Source organism: Pseudomonas sp. SC3(2021), from assembly GCF_019856535.1.
Classification (GTDB): Bacteria; Pseudomonadota; Gammaproteobacteria; order Pseudomonadales; family Pseudomonadaceae; genus Aquipseudomonas; species Aquipseudomonas monsensis.
The window spans coordinates 641,498-654,547 of sequence record NZ_CP082236.1 but is presented as its reverse complement, the minus strand read 5'-3'; the positions used below and the strand labels follow the sequence as shown (position 1 = coordinate 654,547).

Sequence of the window (13,050 nt, the reverse complement as noted above, 5' to 3'; positions counted from 1 at the left end):
TTAGTGACCGTTCTGCTCGCTCAGGACGACCTGATACAAGGCTTCGTTACTCGATGCGCTGCGCAGTTTTTCACGAACTTCCTTGCGATCGAGCATGCTGGCGATCTGGCGCAGTAATTCCAGGTGAGCATCGGTGGCAGCTTCCGGCACCAGCAGGACGAACAACAGGTCAACCGGAGCGCCGTCGATGGCATCGAAATCGATGGGTGCATCAAGGTGCATCAATGCGCTGATTGGCGCTTCGCAACCCTTGAGGCGGCAATGAGGAATGGCGATGCCGTTACCAAAACCGGTGGAACCGAGTTTTTCACGGGCAATCAACGCCTCGAAGACATCTTGCATCTCCAGATCAGGCACTTCACGGGCGATCAGGTTGGCAATCTGTTCGAGGGCTTTCTTTTTACTGCCGCCCGGCACGTTCACGAGGGAACGGCCGGGGGTCAGGATACTTTCAAGTCGGATCATGGAGTAGGGGGGTTATCGACCGGTAGCGCCCTGGAGCAGGCTCTGGGTCTTTTCCTTATGCTTTTTGAGTTGGCGATCCAGCTTGTCGGTGAGTGAGTCGATCGCAGCATACATATCAGTATCTTCTGCGTTGGCGACCACTTCGCTGCCGGGAATATGCAAGGTGGCTTCGATTTTCTGCTTCAGCTTTTCGACGCACATCGTGACTTGCACGTTGGTGATCTTGTCGAAATGGCGCTCTAATCGTTGAAGTTTCTCATTGATGTAATCGCGCAGAGGTTCGGTCACTTCCAGTTGGTGTCCACTGATGTTGACTTGCATACAGCTTCTCCTTCGTTGCCAGTGCATAAAGCGGCAGGCTGGATAGCCTGCCACTGGAACGCTGTAACGTGGCTTACATCAACCGCTTGCGTTCGCTCGAAGGCGCGATCCCGAGGGATTCGCGGTACTTGGCGACGGTGCGGCGAGCCACCTGAATGCCTTGTGCCTCCAGTAAACCAGCGATCTTGCTGTCACTCAACGGCTTTTTCTGATTTTCCGCGGCAACCAGTTTTTTGATGATCGCGCGGATCGCCGTGGACGAGCATTCGCCGCCTTCGGAGGTGCTGACGTGGCTGGAGAAAAAGTATTTCAGTTCATAAATACCGCGCGGGGTATGCATGAATTTCTGCGTGGTCACCCGGGAAATCGTCGATTCGTGCATGCCTACCGCTTCAGCGATGTCATGCAGGACCAGCGGTTTCATGGCCTCGTCGCCGTACTCCAGAAAGCCGCGCTGATGCTCGACGATCTGCGTGGCAACTTTCATCAGGGTCTCGTTGCGGCTCTGCAGGCTCTTGATGAACCAGCGGGCTTCCTGCAACTGATTGCGCATGAAGGTGTTGTCGGCACTGGTGTCGGCGCGACGGACGAAACCGGCGTACTGCGCGTTGACCCGCAGGCGTGGCACTGATTCCTGGTTCAGTTCGACCAGCCAGCGCTCGTTGTCCTTGCGCACGATGACGTCCGGTACCACGTATTCGGCTTCGGTCGATTCGATCTGTGAACCGGGACGCGGATTGAGGCTTTGCACCAGTTCGATGACCTGGCGCAGCTCGTCTTCCTTGAGCTTCATGCGGCGCATCAACTGGCTGTAATCCCGGCTGCCGAGCAGGTCGATGTAATCGGTGACCAGGCGTTTGGCTTCCGCGAGCCACGGCGTCTTGGCGGGCAACTGGCGCAGTTGCAGCAGCAGGCATTCACCGAGGTTGCGCGCACCGATACCGGCCGGCTCGAATTGCTGGATGCGGTGCAGGACGGCTTCGATTTCGTCCAGTTCGATATCCAGTTCCGGGTCGAATGCCTCGAGAATCTCTTCAAGGGTCTCGTCCAGGTAGCCCTGGTTGTTGATGCAGTCGATCAGCGTCACGGCGATCAGGCGATCGGTGTCGGACATCGGGGCAAGATTGAGTTGCCACAACAGGTGGCTTTGCAGGCTCTCGCCGGCAGAAGTGCGGGTGGTGAAATCCCACTCGTCATCATCGCTGCTGGGCAGGCTGCTGGCGCTGGTCTGGTAGACGTCTTCCCACGCGGTGTCGACCGGCAGCTCGTTGGGGATGCGCTCGTTCCATTCGCCCTCCTCGAGGTTGTCCACCGTCGGGGCGGATTCCTGGTAGGAAGGTTCCTGGATTTCGGTATTGGGCTTGTGTTCGGCGTTGTCGGCCAGCGGGTCGGAGTTGTCGAAGTCGTCGCCTTCTTCCTGGCGTTCGAGCATCGGATTGGATTCCAGGGCCTCCTGGATTTCCTGTTGCAGATCCAGGGTCGACAATTGGAGCAGGCGGATGGCCTGTTGCAGCTGCGGTGTCATCGTCAGCTGCTGGCCCATTCTCAAGACTAGCGATGGTTTCATGGCAGGGGCTTAACACCTTATTCGCCGGCGCTATGCGCCATCCACTACAGGGCGCCGAAGCGCCAAACTTAAGCAAATTATATGCCTGAAACTGAAGTGTTTGCCTAGAGCGCTGTAACAATTAAAACGTATAAAAAACTGCTTCAACGATACAGCGCCCTCGCGAACCACCGGGACGTCGCGCTTACAGGCGGAACTCGTGACCCAGATACACTTCTTTGACCAGATCGTTGGCCAGAATGGTTTCTGCGTCACCTTCGGCAATCAACTGGCCGTCGTTGACGATGTAAGCGGTTTCGCAGATGTCCAGCGTCTCGCGGACGTTGTGGTCGGTGATCAGTACGCCGATGCCCTTGGCCTTGAGATGGTGGATGATCTGCTTGATGTCGCCGACCGAGATCGGGTCGACACCGGCGAACGGTTCGTCGAGCAGGATGAACTTCGGTGCAGTCGCCAAGGCGCGGGCGATTTCCACCCGGCGGCGTTCACCACCGGACAGGCTCATGCCGAGGTTGTCGCGGATGTGGCTGATGTGGAATTCCTGCAGCAGGCTTTCCAGCTCCTTGCGACGGCCTGCCTTGTCGAGTTCCGGGCGGGTCTCGAGGATGGCCATGATGTTGTCGGCCACCGACAGTTTGCGGAAGATCGACGCTTCTTGCGGCAGATAGCCGATACCGGCCTTGGCACGACCGTGCATCGGCTGGTGGCTGACGTCCAGATCGTCGATCAGTACGCGGCCCTGATCGGCCTGCACCAGGCCGACGATCATGTAGAAGCACGTCGTCTTGCCGGCGCCGTTAGGGCCGAGCAGACCGACGATCTGGCCGCTGTCGATCGACAGGCTGACGTCACGCACGACCTGGCGGCTTTTATAGGCCTTGGCCAGGTGCTGAGCTTTCAGAGTTGCCATTACTGGGTTTTCTCGTCGGTTTTCTTCTTCGGCTGGATCACCATGTCGATACGCGGACGCGATTCGGTGACCTTGCTGCCGGTCGCGCGACCGGCGCTGGCGAGTTTCTTCACGGTGTCGTAGACGATTTTCTCGCCCTGGGTGGTGTTGTTGTCCTTGTCGACAACCTTGGCCTTGTCGATCAGTACGACGCGATTCTGCGCGGCATGGTACTGGATCGTCACGCCCCAGCCCTGAACCGGCTTGGTGTCGCCAGCGGTCTGCAGTTGTTCGAAGTAGGCGAGGTTGCCCACCGAGGTCACCACGTCGATATCACCGCTCGGGGTGCGAGTGATGGTCACGGTGTTACCGGTCACCTTCATCGAGCCCTGGGTGATGATCACGTCACCTTTATAGGTGGCGATGCCGTTCTTGTCGTCCAGTTGGGCGTCGTCGGCCTGGATGCGGATTGGTTGCTGCTGATCGTTCGGCAGAGCCCAGGCGCTCACGCTTCCCAGTGCTGCGCCCAGACTGAGCAAAATAGGGAGGGTTTTAACGAGCCTCATACTGTCCTCTTACGTTCGATAGCAGGTGTATCCTGCTTTCCTTCAGATACGCTTTCATGCCTACGCCAGTCGATACACCGCCAGCGCCGTCGATTCTAACGGGTTGCTCGGTCTGCGCATATTGGTCCTGTGGGAACACTGTCATGCGCGTGGAGGTGACCAGCAGATCGCGGTTCTTCTCATCGGTGCGCTTGATGCGCACAGAATCGATAAATTCGACCTGAGTACCGCCCGAATTCACTTCGCCGCGCTCGCTGGTCACGTGCCACGGAAATTCCGTGCCGCGGTACATGTTCAGGTCGGGCTTGGTGACCAGGGTGATGTCGGTGGCCTTCACGTGCTCGGCCTTGTCGGAGGTCATTTCGTACTGCACCTTGCCGTCCGGCAGGTATTGCAGGGTATGCGTATTGGTCGCATACCAGTCGATCGGGTTTTCGATGGACGTGACCGCAGGCTTGTCGAGGAAGCGCCCCGGGCTGATGTTCCAGTAACCGACCGCTGCGAATAGCGCCGCTATGCAGCCGAACAGCAGGAAATTGCGAAATTTTTTGCTAAACATGGTTTGGCTCACAGGTACGCGGCGTTGGCCGCATCGAGGCGGCCCTGGGCGCGCAGGATCAATTCGCAGAATTCGCGGGCGGCACCTTCGCCACCACGTGCCCGGGTCACGCCATGAGCGTGTTCACGCACGAAGTCGGCGGCATTCGCCACGGCCATGCCGAGGCCGACGCGGCGAATCACCGGCAGGTCAGGCAGGTCGTCACCGAGGTAGGCCACCTGCTCATAGCTTAGGCCCAGTTCTTCAAGCAGGCCGTCGAGAACGACCAGTTTGTCTTCGCGGCCCTGAAACAGGTGGGGAATCCCCAGGTTTTTCGCCCGACGCTCGACCACCGGGGTCTTGCGACCGCTGATGATAGCGGTCTGCACGCCGGCGTTCATCAGCATTTTGATGCCTTGGCCGTCGAGGGTGTTGAAGGTCTTGAATTCGCTGCCGTCTTCAAGGAAGTACAGGCGACCGTCGGTGAGTACGCCGTCGACGTCGAAAACCGCCAGTTTGATCGCTTTGCCGCGTTGCAGCAGATCGTTACTCATTACATCACTCCTGCGCGCAGCAGATCGGAGAGGTTGAAGGCGCCCACCGGGCGATCCTCTTCATCAACAACGACCAGTGCGTTGATTCGGTGGTCTTCCATGATTTTCAGGGCCTCGGCAGCCAGCATCTCGGGGCGGGCCGTCTTGCCGTGCGCGGTCATGACCTGGTCGATGGTGGCGCTGCGGATGTCGATGCTGCGATCCAGGGTGCGACGCAGGTCACCGTCCGTGAAGATCCCGGCGAGTTTGCCGTCGGTTTCAAGAATGACGGTCATGCCCAGACCCTTGCGGGTCATTTCCATCAGCGCGTCCTTGAGCAGGGTGCCGCGTTGCACTTGCGGCAGCTCCTGACCGGCGTGCATGACGTTTTCCACTTTCAGCAACAGGCGGCGGCCAAGGGCGCCTCCCGGGTGCGAGAAAGCGAAGTCTTCAGCGGTGAAGCCTCGCGCCTCCAGCAATGCCACGGCGAGGGCATCGCCCATGACCAGGGCGGCGGTGGTCGAGGACGTCGGCGCCAGGTTCAGCGGGCAGGCTTCGTGTTCGACGTGAACATTGAGGTTCACTTCGGCGGCTTTCGCCAGAGGGGAGGCCGGGTTGCCGGTCACGCTGATCAACTGGATGCCCAGTCGCTTGATCAGTGGCAGCAGGGTGACGATTTCGTTGGTCGAACCGGAGTTCGACAGGGCCAGAATCACGTCTTCGCGGGTGATCATGCCCATGTCGCCATGGCTGGCTTCGGCCGGGTGGACGAAAAATGCCGGGGTGCCGGTGCTGGCCAGGGTGGCGGCAATCTTGTTGCCGATGTGCCCGGATTTGCCCATGCCGACCACGACGACACGGCCCTTGCTGGCCAGAATCATCTCGCAAGCGCGTACGAAATCGGCGTCGATATGGGGCAACAAGCCTTGTATGGCTTCCACTTCGAGGCGAATGGTGCGTTGTGCCGATTGAATCAGGTCGCTGGTTTGGCTCATGTCAGAATCGTATAGCCCGATGAAAAGGCGGCGATTATAGCGGTTATGTGGCAAAGCCTCACGCAAGTTCGTCGTGCTTTGTCATTCCTCGTAACCAAAACCCGGAAAAAGCCCCTCAAAGCCTGTCATGTCGCTGAACACAGCCCGGTAGAGGCCTTGGGCGCTTGGGCTTTGCAGTGATATAGTTCGCCGCCAGTTCGGCCTGCCCTCGAGGTATGTGCTTTCCCAGGAAAGCCAGGCGTCCGAGTGAGAGGCTGCATCGCAAGGAGTTTAGATGAGTGCCGATAACGCTTACGCGGTCGAGCTGAAGGGAGTCTCCTTCAAGCGCGGTGCGCGCAGCATTTTCAATAACGTCGATATTCGCATCCCGCGCGGCAAGGTCACCGGCATCATGGGGCCTTCCGGGTGTGGCAAGACCACGCTGCTGCGGTTGATGGGCGCACAGTTGCGTCCCGGCAGCGGCGAAGTCTGGGTCAACGGTCAGAACCTGCCGGCGCTGTCGCGCAGCGATCTGTTCGATGCGCGCAAGCACATGGGCGTGCTGTTTCAGAGCGGCGCGCTGTTTACCGATCTCGATGTCTTCGAGAACGTCGCGTTTCCCCTGCGCGTTCATACCGATCTGCCGGATGAAATGATCCGCGACATCGTTCTGCTCAAGTTGCAGGCGGTGGGGCTGCGCGGCGCCATCGATCTGATGCCCGACGAGTTGTCCGGAGGCATGAAGCGTCGTGTGGCGCTGGCCCGGGCCATTGCCCTCGACCCGCAGATCCTCATGTATGACGAACCGTTCGTCGGTCAGGACCCGATCGCCATGGGCGTGCTGGTGCGTCTGATCCGTCTGCTCAACGATGCCCTGGGGATCACCAGTATCGTGGTTTCCCACGACCTGGCCGAAACCGCCAGCATCGCCGACTACATCTATGTAGTGGGTGATGGTCAGGTGCTGGGGCAGGGCACGCCGGATGAATTGATGAACTCGGATGAACCGCGTATCCGCCAGTTCATGACCGGTAATCCCGATGGCCCGGTGCCGTACCATTTTCCAGCGACGGATTTCCGCGCAGATCTTCTGGGGAAGCGCTGATGCGCAGAATTTCATTAATAGAGCGCGTACGCCGGTTCGGCGAGTCGGCAATCGACGCCGTTGCGGTGTTCGGGCGTGCCACGCTGTTCCTGTTTCACGCCTTGCTCGGTCGTGGCGGCATCAGCGGCGGTTTCGGCCTGCTGGTCAAGCAGCTGCATTCGGTCGGCGTCATGTCGCTGGTGATCATCGTGGTCTCCGGGATTTTCATCGGCATGGTCCTGGCGCTGCAAGGCTTCAGCATTCTGTCGAGCTACGGTTCGGAGCAGGCCGTGGGGCAGATGGTTGCGTTGACCCTGCTGCGTGAACTGGGGCCGGTGGTGACCGCGCTGTTGTTCGCCGGGCGTGCCGGCTCGGCGCTGACCGCCGAAATCGGCAACATGAAATCCACCGAACAGCTTTCCAGCCTGGAAATGATCGGTGTCGACCCGCTCAAGTACATCATCGCCCCGCGACTGTGGGCCGGTTTCATTTCCCTGCCGGTGCTGGCCATGATTTTCAGCGTGGTGGGTATCTGGGGTGGTTCGTGGGTAGCTGTCGACTGGCTGGGTGTGTATGAAGGCTCTTATTGGGCGAACATGCAGAACAGCGTGAACTTCACCAGCGATGTGCTCAACGGCGTCATCAAAAGTATCGTGTTCGCCTTCGTCGTGACCTGGATTGCCGTATTCCAAGGCTATGACTGTGAGCCCACTTCCGAGGGCATCAGTCGCGCCACCACCAAGACCGTGGTATTTGCCTCGCTGGCAGTGCTCGGCCTGGACTTTATTCTGACCGCTTTGATGTTTGGAGATTTCTGATGCAAAACCGCACCCTGGAAATCGGTGTCGGCCTGTTCCTGCTGGCAGGGATCCTGGCTTTGTTGCTGCTTGCTCTGCGGGTCAGTGGCCTGTCTCCGACTTCGACCACCGACACGTATAAACTTTATGCCTATTTCGACAATATCGCCGGTTTGACGGTCAGAGCCAAAGTGACCATGGCCGGCGTAACCATCGGCAAGGTCACGGCGATCGATCTGGATCGTGACAGCTTCACCGGTCGGGTCACGCTGCAAGTGGATAAAAAGGTCGACAACCTGCCGACTGACTCCACAGCGTCTATCCTGACCGCTGGTCTGCTGGGCGAGAAGTACATCGGTATCAGCGTAGGCGGGGAGGACACCCGTCTGAAGGATGGTGGAACCATCCACGACACGCAGTCGTCACTGGTACTGGAAGACCTGATCGGTAAATTCCTGCTCAATACCGTTAGCAAAGACGCCAAATGAGGAGCTTTTGAATGATCTCTACCTTGCGACGTGGCCTGTTGGTGTTGCTCGCGGCCTTGCCTCTGATGGCTAACGCTGCGCCCGGGCAATCCGCGCACGATCTGGTTCAGGACACTACTAACCGGATGCTTGCCGACCTGGCAGCGAACAAAGAGAAGTACAAGCAGGATCCGCAGGATTTCTACACGGCGTTGAATACCATCGTCGGTCCGGTGGTGGATGCCGAAGGCATTTCCAAAAGCATCATGACGGTCAAGTATTCGCGCAAGGCCACGCCCGCGCAGATGAAGACCTTCCAGGAAAACTTCAAGAGAGGCCTGTTCCAGTTCTACGGCAACGCTTTGCTGGAGTACAACAATCAGGGCATCACGGTTGATCCTGCCAAGGATGAGTCGGGCGATCGCACCAGCGTCGGCATGACCGTCAAGGGCAGCAATGGCGCGATCTATCCTGTGCAGTACACGCTCGAGAAGATCAGCGGCGAGTGGAAGCTGCGTAACGTGATCATCAATGGCATCAACATCGGCAAGCTGTTCCGTGATCAGTTCGCGGATGCGATGCAGCGCAATGGCAACGATCTGGACAAGACCATCAATGGTTGGGCCGGTGAAGTGGCCAAGGCCAAGGAAGCCACCGAAAAGAAACCAGCGCAATGAGTGAGGCGGCAGTTCGTATGAGTGATGTCGACGAGCTATTGCTCAGCGGAGTGCTGGATTATCGCACCGGGCCGGACTTGCGAAAGGAAGGCCAGGCGCTGATCAAATCCAGCAAGGCGTCGTCGCTGGTGATCGACTGCTCGGCGGTAAAGAAGTCCAGCAGCGTCGGCTTGTCGTTGCTGCTGTGCTTCATGCGTGATGCCCAGGCGGCCGGCAAGGCCGTCAGCATTCGCGCGATGCCCGAAGACATGCGTGAAATCGCTCAGGTCAGTGAACTGACCGAGTTGTTGGCGCACCCCTGAACCCGCATCAGTCAAATAGCCCCCCGTCAGAGTCCTGCCATGCGGGGTTCGCAGGCGCGGGGCTTTTTTGTATGATGTCCGACCCGTGCGCACAGGGCGCCGATTGAGGTTGAGCATGCAGGCCGTAGAAGTGAAGAGCTTCCTTGAAGGGAAGCTGCCAGGAACGCTGGTAGAAGTTGAAGGCGAAGGGTGTAACTTTCAGCTGAACGTGATTAGCGATGAACTGGCGGCGTTGAGCCCGGTCAAGCGTCAGCAAAGCATCTATGCCCATTTGAACCCATGGATCGCCGATGGCAGCATCCACGCGGTCACTATGAAATTTTTCAGCCGCGCGGCCTGGGCCGAGCGCACCTGAGCCCTAGGGCGTCGAGATTCTTATGGATAAATTGATTATTACCGGTGGCGCTCGTCTTGATGGCGAGATCCGCATTTCCGGGGCAAAGAACTCTGCCCTGCCGATCCTGGCCGCCACCCTGCTGTGCGATGGCCCGGTGACCGTTGGCAACCTGCCGCACCTGCATGACATCACCACCATGATCGAGTTGTTCGGTCGCATGGGCATCGAGCCGGTGATCGACGAGAAACTCAGCGTCGAAATCGACCCGCGCACCATCAAGACCCTGATCGCCCCGTACGAACTGGTGAAAACCATGCGTGCGTCGATCCTCGTGCTGGGCCCGATGGTTGCCCGTTTCGGTGAAGCTGAAGTCGCCCTGCCTGGCGGTTGCGCCATCGGTTCGCGTCCGGTCGACCTGCACATCCGTGGTCTCGAAGCCATGGGCGCGGTCATCGACGTCGAAGGCGGCTACATCAAGGCCAAGGCGCCGGAAGGCGGCCTGCGCGGTGCACACTTCTTCTTCGATACCGTCAGTGTGACCGGTACCGAAAACATCATGATGGCCGCTGCTCTGGCCAAGGGCCGCAGCGTGCTGCAGAACGCCGCTCGCGAGCCTGAAGTGGTTGACCTGGCGAACTTCCTCAACGCCATGGGCGCCAAGGTTTCCGGCGCCGGTACCGACACCATCACCATTGATGGCGTCGAGCGCCTGGGTTCGGCGTTCTACAAGGTCATGCCTGACCGTATCGAAACCGGCACCTACCTGGTGGCCGCTGCGGTCACCGGTGGCCGCGTCAAGGTCAAGGACACTGATCCGACCATTCTCGAAGCCGTTCTGGAAAAACTCCGTGAAGCCGGTGCAGAAATCACCTGCGGTGAAGACTGGATCGAGCTGAACATGCACGGCAAACGCCCGAAAGCGGTCAACGTGCGCACCGCGCCGTACCCGGCGTTCCCGACCGACATGCAGGCGCAGTTCATCTCGCTCAACGCCATTGCCGAAGGCACCGGTGCCGTGATCGAGACGATCTTCGAAAACCGTTTCATGCACGTGTACGAATTGCACCGCATGGGCGCCAAGATCCAGGTCGAAGGCAACACTGCCATCGTCACCGGTACCGAAATCCTCAAGGGTGCGCCAGTGATGGCGACCGACCTGCGGGCGTCGGCCAGTCTGGTGATCTCGGCACTGATGGCCGAAGGCGATACCCTGATCGATCGCATCTACCACATCGACCGTGGTTACGAGTGCATCGAAGAAAAACTGCAGATGCTGGGCGCCAAGATCCGTCGCGTTCCGGGCTGATTGCTGCATCAGGACACAGGGACGTGTCCGCTGAGTTCGTTTTGAGTCGAGCCGGTTTCCGGCTCGATGTGTGTCCGGCGCCGATTGCGACCGGACATGAGTACCTTGATAAGGACTGACGTTTCCCATGTTGACCATCGCACTGTCCAAGGGCCGAATCCTTGACGACACCCTGCCGCTTCTCGCCGAAGCGGGTATCGTGCCGACCGAGAATCCGGACAAGAGCCGCAAGCTGATCATCCCCACGACCCAGGACGACGTTCGTCTGCTGATCGTGCGCGCCACTGACGTGCCGACCTATGTCGAGCATGGCGCGGCCGACCTCGGCGTGGCCGGCAAGGACGTGCTGATGGAATACAGCGGCCAGGGCCTTTACGAGCCACTGGACTTGCAGATTGCCCAGTGCAAGCTGATGACCGCCGGCAAGATTGGCGCAGCCGAGCCTAAAGGCCGTCTGCGCGTGGCGACCAAGTTCGTCAACGTTGCCAAGCGTTACTACGCCGAACAGGGCCGTCAGGTCGACATCATCAAGCTCTACGGCTCGATGGAGCTGGCACCGCTGATTGGTCTGGCCGACAAGATCATCGACGTGGTCGACACCGGCAACACCCTGCGCGCCAACGGCCTGGAACCTCAGGAACTGATCGCCACGATCAGCTCGCGCCTGGTGGTCAACAAGGCTTCGATGAAGATGCAACACGCCCGGATCCAGGCGTTGATCGATACCCTGCGCAAGGCAGTGGAATCGCGACACCGCGGCTGATTTACCTGCGCGACCTTGAGTCGCGCCCGTCTATCCGCCTCATAGCCAGAATCTCAGGTGCCCAAGCGGAAACGACTGCTAAGTTAGGGCGCCTGAGTTTTTGCCATTCCTATGAGGCTCTCGCTATGACCGCACCGACTGCAATTCGCCGACTCAACGCTGCTGACCCGGATTTCGCGCATCATCTGGATCATCTGCTGAGCTGGGAAAGTGTGTCTGACGACTCGGTCAATCAGCGCGTGCTGGACATCATCAAGGCTGTGCGCGAGCGCGGTGATGCGGCGCTGGTCGAGTTCACCCAGAAATTCGACGGCCTTGAAGTCGCCTCGATGGCTGACCTGATCCTGCCGCGCGAGCGCCTGGAGCTGGCCCTGACCCGCATCACCGTGGCGCAACGCGAAGCGCTGGAAAAAGCTGCAGCGCGCGTGCGCAGCTACCACGAAAAACAGAAACAGGACTCCTGGAGCTACACCGAAGCCGACGGTACGGTGCTGGGCCAGAAGGTCACGCCACTGGATCGTGCCGGCCTCTACGTGCCGGGCGGCAAGGCATCGTACCCGTCGTCGGTGTTGATGAACGCGATTCCGGCCAAGGTCGCCGGCGTGACCGAAGTGGTCATGGTCGTGCCCACCCCGCGCGGTGAAATCAATGAGCTGGTGCTGGCGGCGGCGTGCATCGCCGGCGTCGACCGGGTATTCACCATCGGCGGTGCGCAGGCGGTTGCCGCGCTGGCTTACGGCACCGAAAGCGTGCCGCAAGTGGACAAGGTCGTCGGCCCGGGCAACATCTATGTCGCCACCGCCAAGCGCCACGTGTTCGGTCAGGTTGGTATCGACATGATTGCCGGCCCGTCCGAGATTCTCGTGGTGTGCGACGGCCAGACCGATCCGGACTGGATCGCCATGGACCTGTTCTCCCAGGCTGAGCACGACGAAGACGCCCAGGCGATTCTGGTCAGCCCCGACGCCGGGTTCCTCGACAAGGTGGCCGCGAGCATCGACAAGCTGCTGCCGACCATGGACCGCGCGACCATCATCGAAACCTCGATCAACGGTCGCGGTGCGCTGATTCACGTGCGTGACATGGCGCAAGCCATCGAAGTCGCCAACCGCATCGCCCCGGAGCACCTGGAGCTGTCGGTGGCCGACCCGCAGGCCTGGCTGCCGCAGATCCGTCACGCCGGCGCGATCTTCATGGGCCGTCACACCTCCGAGGCGCTGGGCGACTATTGCGCCGGCCCGAACCACGTGCTGCCGACCTCCGGCACCGCGCGTTTCTCCTCGCCGCTGGGTGTGTACGACTTCCAGAAACGTTCGTCGATCATCTTCTGCTCCGAAGCCGGTGCTTCCGAGCTGGGCAAGACCGCATCGGTGCTGGCCCGTGGCGAATCCCTGAGCGCGCATGCACGCAGCGCGGAATACCGCATCAAAGACCAAGACTTTCTTCAAGGGCAAGGGGAATGAA

General features: G+C 59.7%; 17 protein-coding genes. 9 read left to right on the top strand and 8 right to left on the bottom strand.

Going from position 1 to position 13,050, the window contains the following annotated elements:
- The 8 genes from ptsN to K5Y35_RS03045 form a co-directional block, all read right to left on the bottom strand.
- On the bottom strand, positions 1 to 465 hold the full coding sequence (gene ptsN, locus K5Y35_RS03080; protein WP_123464663.1) for a PTS IIA-like nitrogen regulatory protein PtsN: 465 nt from the start codon (positions 463 to 465) through the stop codon (positions 1 to 3).
- A 12-nt stretch (positions 466 to 477) separates the two neighbouring features.
- The gene (gene hpf / locus K5Y35_RS03075) at positions 478 to 786 is read right to left on the bottom strand and encodes a ribosome hibernation-promoting factor, HPF/YfiA family (protein WP_077571130.1); all 309 of its coding nucleotides are present in this window, start codon (positions 784 to 786) and stop codon (positions 478 to 480) included.
- A gap of 73 nt (positions 787 to 859) precedes the next feature.
- Positions 860 to 2,353: an RNA polymerase factor sigma-54 gene (locus K5Y35_RS03070; RefSeq protein ID WP_128615211.1), complete on the bottom strand. Its 1,494-nt coding sequence runs from the start codon at positions 2,351 to 2,353 to the stop codon at positions 860 to 862.
- A gap of 184 nt (positions 2,354 to 2,537) precedes the next feature.
- Complete coding sequence (gene lptB, locus K5Y35_RS03065; protein WP_024011621.1) at positions 2,538 to 3,263, bottom strand: LPS export ABC transporter ATP-binding protein; 726 nt, start codon at positions 3,261 to 3,263, stop codon at positions 2,538 to 2,540.
- Positions 3,263 to 3,808 carry a lipopolysaccharide transport periplasmic protein LptA gene (gene lptA / locus K5Y35_RS03060; protein ID WP_123464667.1) on the bottom strand — a complete coding sequence of 182 codons (546 nt, stop codon included), beginning with the start codon at positions 3,806 to 3,808 and terminating at the stop codon, positions 3,263 to 3,265. Before lptA ends, lptB begins: the two co-directional genes overlap by 1 nt.
- Entirely contained in the window at positions 3,795 to 4,367 is a 573-nt protein-coding gene (gene lptC, locus K5Y35_RS03055) for an LPS export ABC transporter periplasmic protein LptC (protein ID WP_222833650.1), read from the bottom strand. Before lptC ends, lptA begins: the two co-directional genes overlap by 14 nt.
- An 8-nt stretch (positions 4,368 to 4,375) precedes the next feature.
- The gene (locus K5Y35_RS03050; protein WP_123464671.1) at positions 4,376 to 4,900 is read right to left on the bottom strand and encodes a KdsC family phosphatase; all 525 of its coding nucleotides are present in this window, start codon (positions 4,898 to 4,900) and stop codon (positions 4,376 to 4,378) included.
- On the bottom strand, positions 4,900 to 5,874 hold the full coding sequence (locus tag K5Y35_RS03045; protein ID WP_123464673.1) for a KpsF/GutQ family sugar-phosphate isomerase: 975 nt from the start codon (positions 5,872 to 5,874) through the stop codon (positions 4,900 to 4,902). Before K5Y35_RS03045 ends, K5Y35_RS03050 begins: the two co-directional genes overlap by 1 nt.
- A 274-nt stretch (positions 5,875 to 6,148) precedes the next feature.
- On the opposite strand from K5Y35_RS03045, the gene K5Y35_RS03040 reads away from it, so the two are divergent.
- The 9 genes from K5Y35_RS03040 to hisD all read left to right on the top strand — a co-directional run bounded on the left by K5Y35_RS03040 (position 6,149) and on the right by hisD (position 13,049).
- A complete protein-coding gene (locus K5Y35_RS03040; protein WP_123464675.1) occupies positions 6,149 to 6,958 on the top strand; it encodes an ATP-binding cassette domain-containing protein in 810 nt (269 codons plus the stop codon).
- Positions 6,958 to 7,755 (top strand): lipid asymmetry maintenance ABC transporter permease subunit MlaE, encoded by a 798-nt coding sequence (gene mlaE / locus K5Y35_RS03035; protein ID WP_064119368.1) that lies wholly within the window; start codon positions 6,958 to 6,960, stop codon positions 7,753 to 7,755. Before K5Y35_RS03040 ends, mlaE begins: the two co-directional genes overlap by 1 nt.
- Positions 7,755 to 8,222: an outer membrane lipid asymmetry maintenance protein MlaD gene (gene mlaD, locus K5Y35_RS03030; RefSeq protein WP_007967220.1), complete on the top strand. Its 468-nt coding sequence runs from the start codon at positions 7,755 to 7,757 to the stop codon at positions 8,220 to 8,222. Before mlaE ends, mlaD begins: the two co-directional genes overlap by 1 nt.
- Before the next feature lie 11 nt (positions 8,223 to 8,233).
- Complete coding sequence (locus tag K5Y35_RS03025) at positions 8,234 to 8,878, top strand: phospholipid-binding protein MlaC (RefSeq protein ID WP_123464677.1); 645 nt, start codon at positions 8,234 to 8,236, stop codon at positions 8,876 to 8,878.
- A complete protein-coding gene (locus K5Y35_RS03020) occupies positions 8,875 to 9,180 on the top strand; it encodes a lipid asymmetry maintenance protein MlaB (protein ID WP_064387999.1) in 306 nt (101 codons plus the stop codon). The genes K5Y35_RS03025 and K5Y35_RS03020 overlap by 4 nt, the downstream gene beginning before the upstream one ends.
- A gap of 115 nt (positions 9,181 to 9,295) precedes the next feature.
- Positions 9,296 to 9,535, top strand: a complete 240-nt coding sequence (locus K5Y35_RS03015) for a BolA family protein (RefSeq protein WP_123464679.1) — start codon at positions 9,296 to 9,298, stop codon at positions 9,533 to 9,535.
- A 22-nt stretch (positions 9,536 to 9,557) separates the two neighbouring features.
- Positions 9,558 to 10,823 (top strand): UDP-N-acetylglucosamine 1-carboxyvinyltransferase, encoded by a 1,266-nt coding sequence (gene murA / locus K5Y35_RS03010; RefSeq protein WP_042608749.1) that lies wholly within the window; start codon positions 9,558 to 9,560, stop codon positions 10,821 to 10,823.
- A gap of 127 nt (positions 10,824 to 10,950) precedes the next feature.
- Entirely contained in the window at positions 10,951 to 11,586 is a 636-nt protein-coding gene (hisG, locus tag K5Y35_RS03005) for an ATP phosphoribosyltransferase (RefSeq protein ID WP_123464681.1), read from the top strand.
- A gap of 125 nt (positions 11,587 to 11,711) precedes the next feature.
- The gene (gene hisD, locus K5Y35_RS03000; RefSeq protein WP_123464684.1) at positions 11,712 to 13,049 is read left to right on the top strand and encodes a histidinol dehydrogenase; all 1,338 of its coding nucleotides are present in this window, start codon (positions 11,712 to 11,714) and stop codon (positions 13,047 to 13,049) included.
- Position 13,050: the final 1 nt, after the last annotated feature.

What these genes read in the sequence shown, in the direction of transcription:
- ptsN (WP_123464663.1), bottom strand. Translation starts at nt 465, where the DNA reads ATGATCCGACTTGAAAGTATCCTGACCCCCGGCCGTTCCCTCGTGAAC.
- hpf (WP_077571130.1), bottom strand. Translation starts at nt 786, where the DNA reads ATGCAAGTCAACATCAGTGGACACCAACTGGAAGTGACCGAACCTCTG.
- K5Y35_RS03070 (WP_128615211.1), bottom strand. Translation starts at nt 2,353, where the DNA reads ATGAAACCATCGCTAGTCTTGAGAATGGGCCAGCAGCTGACGATGACA.
- lptB (WP_024011621.1), bottom strand. Translation starts at nt 3,263, where the DNA reads ATGGCAACTCTGAAAGCTCAGCACCTGGCCAAGGCCTATAAAAGCCGC.
- lptA (WP_123464667.1), bottom strand. Translation starts at nt 3,808, where the DNA reads ATGAGGCTCGTTAAAACCCTCCCTATTTTGCTCAGTCTGGGCGCAGCA.
- lptC (WP_222833650.1), bottom strand. Translation starts at nt 4,367, where the DNA reads ATGTTTAGCAAAAAATTTCGCAATTTCCTGCTGTTCGGCTGCATAGCG.
- K5Y35_RS03050 (WP_123464671.1), bottom strand. Translation starts at nt 4,900, where the DNA reads ATGAGTAACGATCTGCTGCAACGCGGCAAAGCGATCAAACTGGCGGTT.
- K5Y35_RS03045 (WP_123464673.1), bottom strand. Translation starts at nt 5,874, where the DNA reads ATGAGCCAAACCAGCGACCTGATTCAATCGGCACAACGCACCATTCGC.
- K5Y35_RS03040 (WP_123464675.1), top strand. Translation starts at nt 6,149, where the DNA reads ATGAGTGCCGATAACGCTTACGCGGTCGAGCTGAAGGGAGTCTCCTTC.
- mlaE (WP_064119368.1), top strand. Translation starts at nt 6,958, where the DNA reads ATGCGCAGAATTTCATTAATAGAGCGCGTACGCCGGTTCGGCGAGTCG.
- mlaD (WP_007967220.1), top strand. Translation starts at nt 7,755, where the DNA reads ATGCAAAACCGCACCCTGGAAATCGGTGTCGGCCTGTTCCTGCTGGCA.
- K5Y35_RS03025 (WP_123464677.1), top strand. Translation starts at nt 8,234, where the DNA reads ATGATCTCTACCTTGCGACGTGGCCTGTTGGTGTTGCTCGCGGCCTTG.
- K5Y35_RS03020 (WP_064387999.1), top strand. Translation starts at nt 8,875, where the DNA reads ATGAGTGAGGCGGCAGTTCGTATGAGTGATGTCGACGAGCTATTGCTC.
- K5Y35_RS03015 (WP_123464679.1), top strand. Translation starts at nt 9,296, where the DNA reads ATGCAGGCCGTAGAAGTGAAGAGCTTCCTTGAAGGGAAGCTGCCAGGA.
- murA (WP_042608749.1), top strand. Translation starts at nt 9,558, where the DNA reads ATGGATAAATTGATTATTACCGGTGGCGCTCGTCTTGATGGCGAGATC.
- hisG (WP_123464681.1), top strand. Translation starts at nt 10,951, where the DNA reads ATGTTGACCATCGCACTGTCCAAGGGCCGAATCCTTGACGACACCCTG.
- hisD (WP_123464684.1), top strand. Translation starts at nt 11,712, where the DNA reads ATGACCGCACCGACTGCAATTCGCCGACTCAACGCTGCTGACCCGGAT.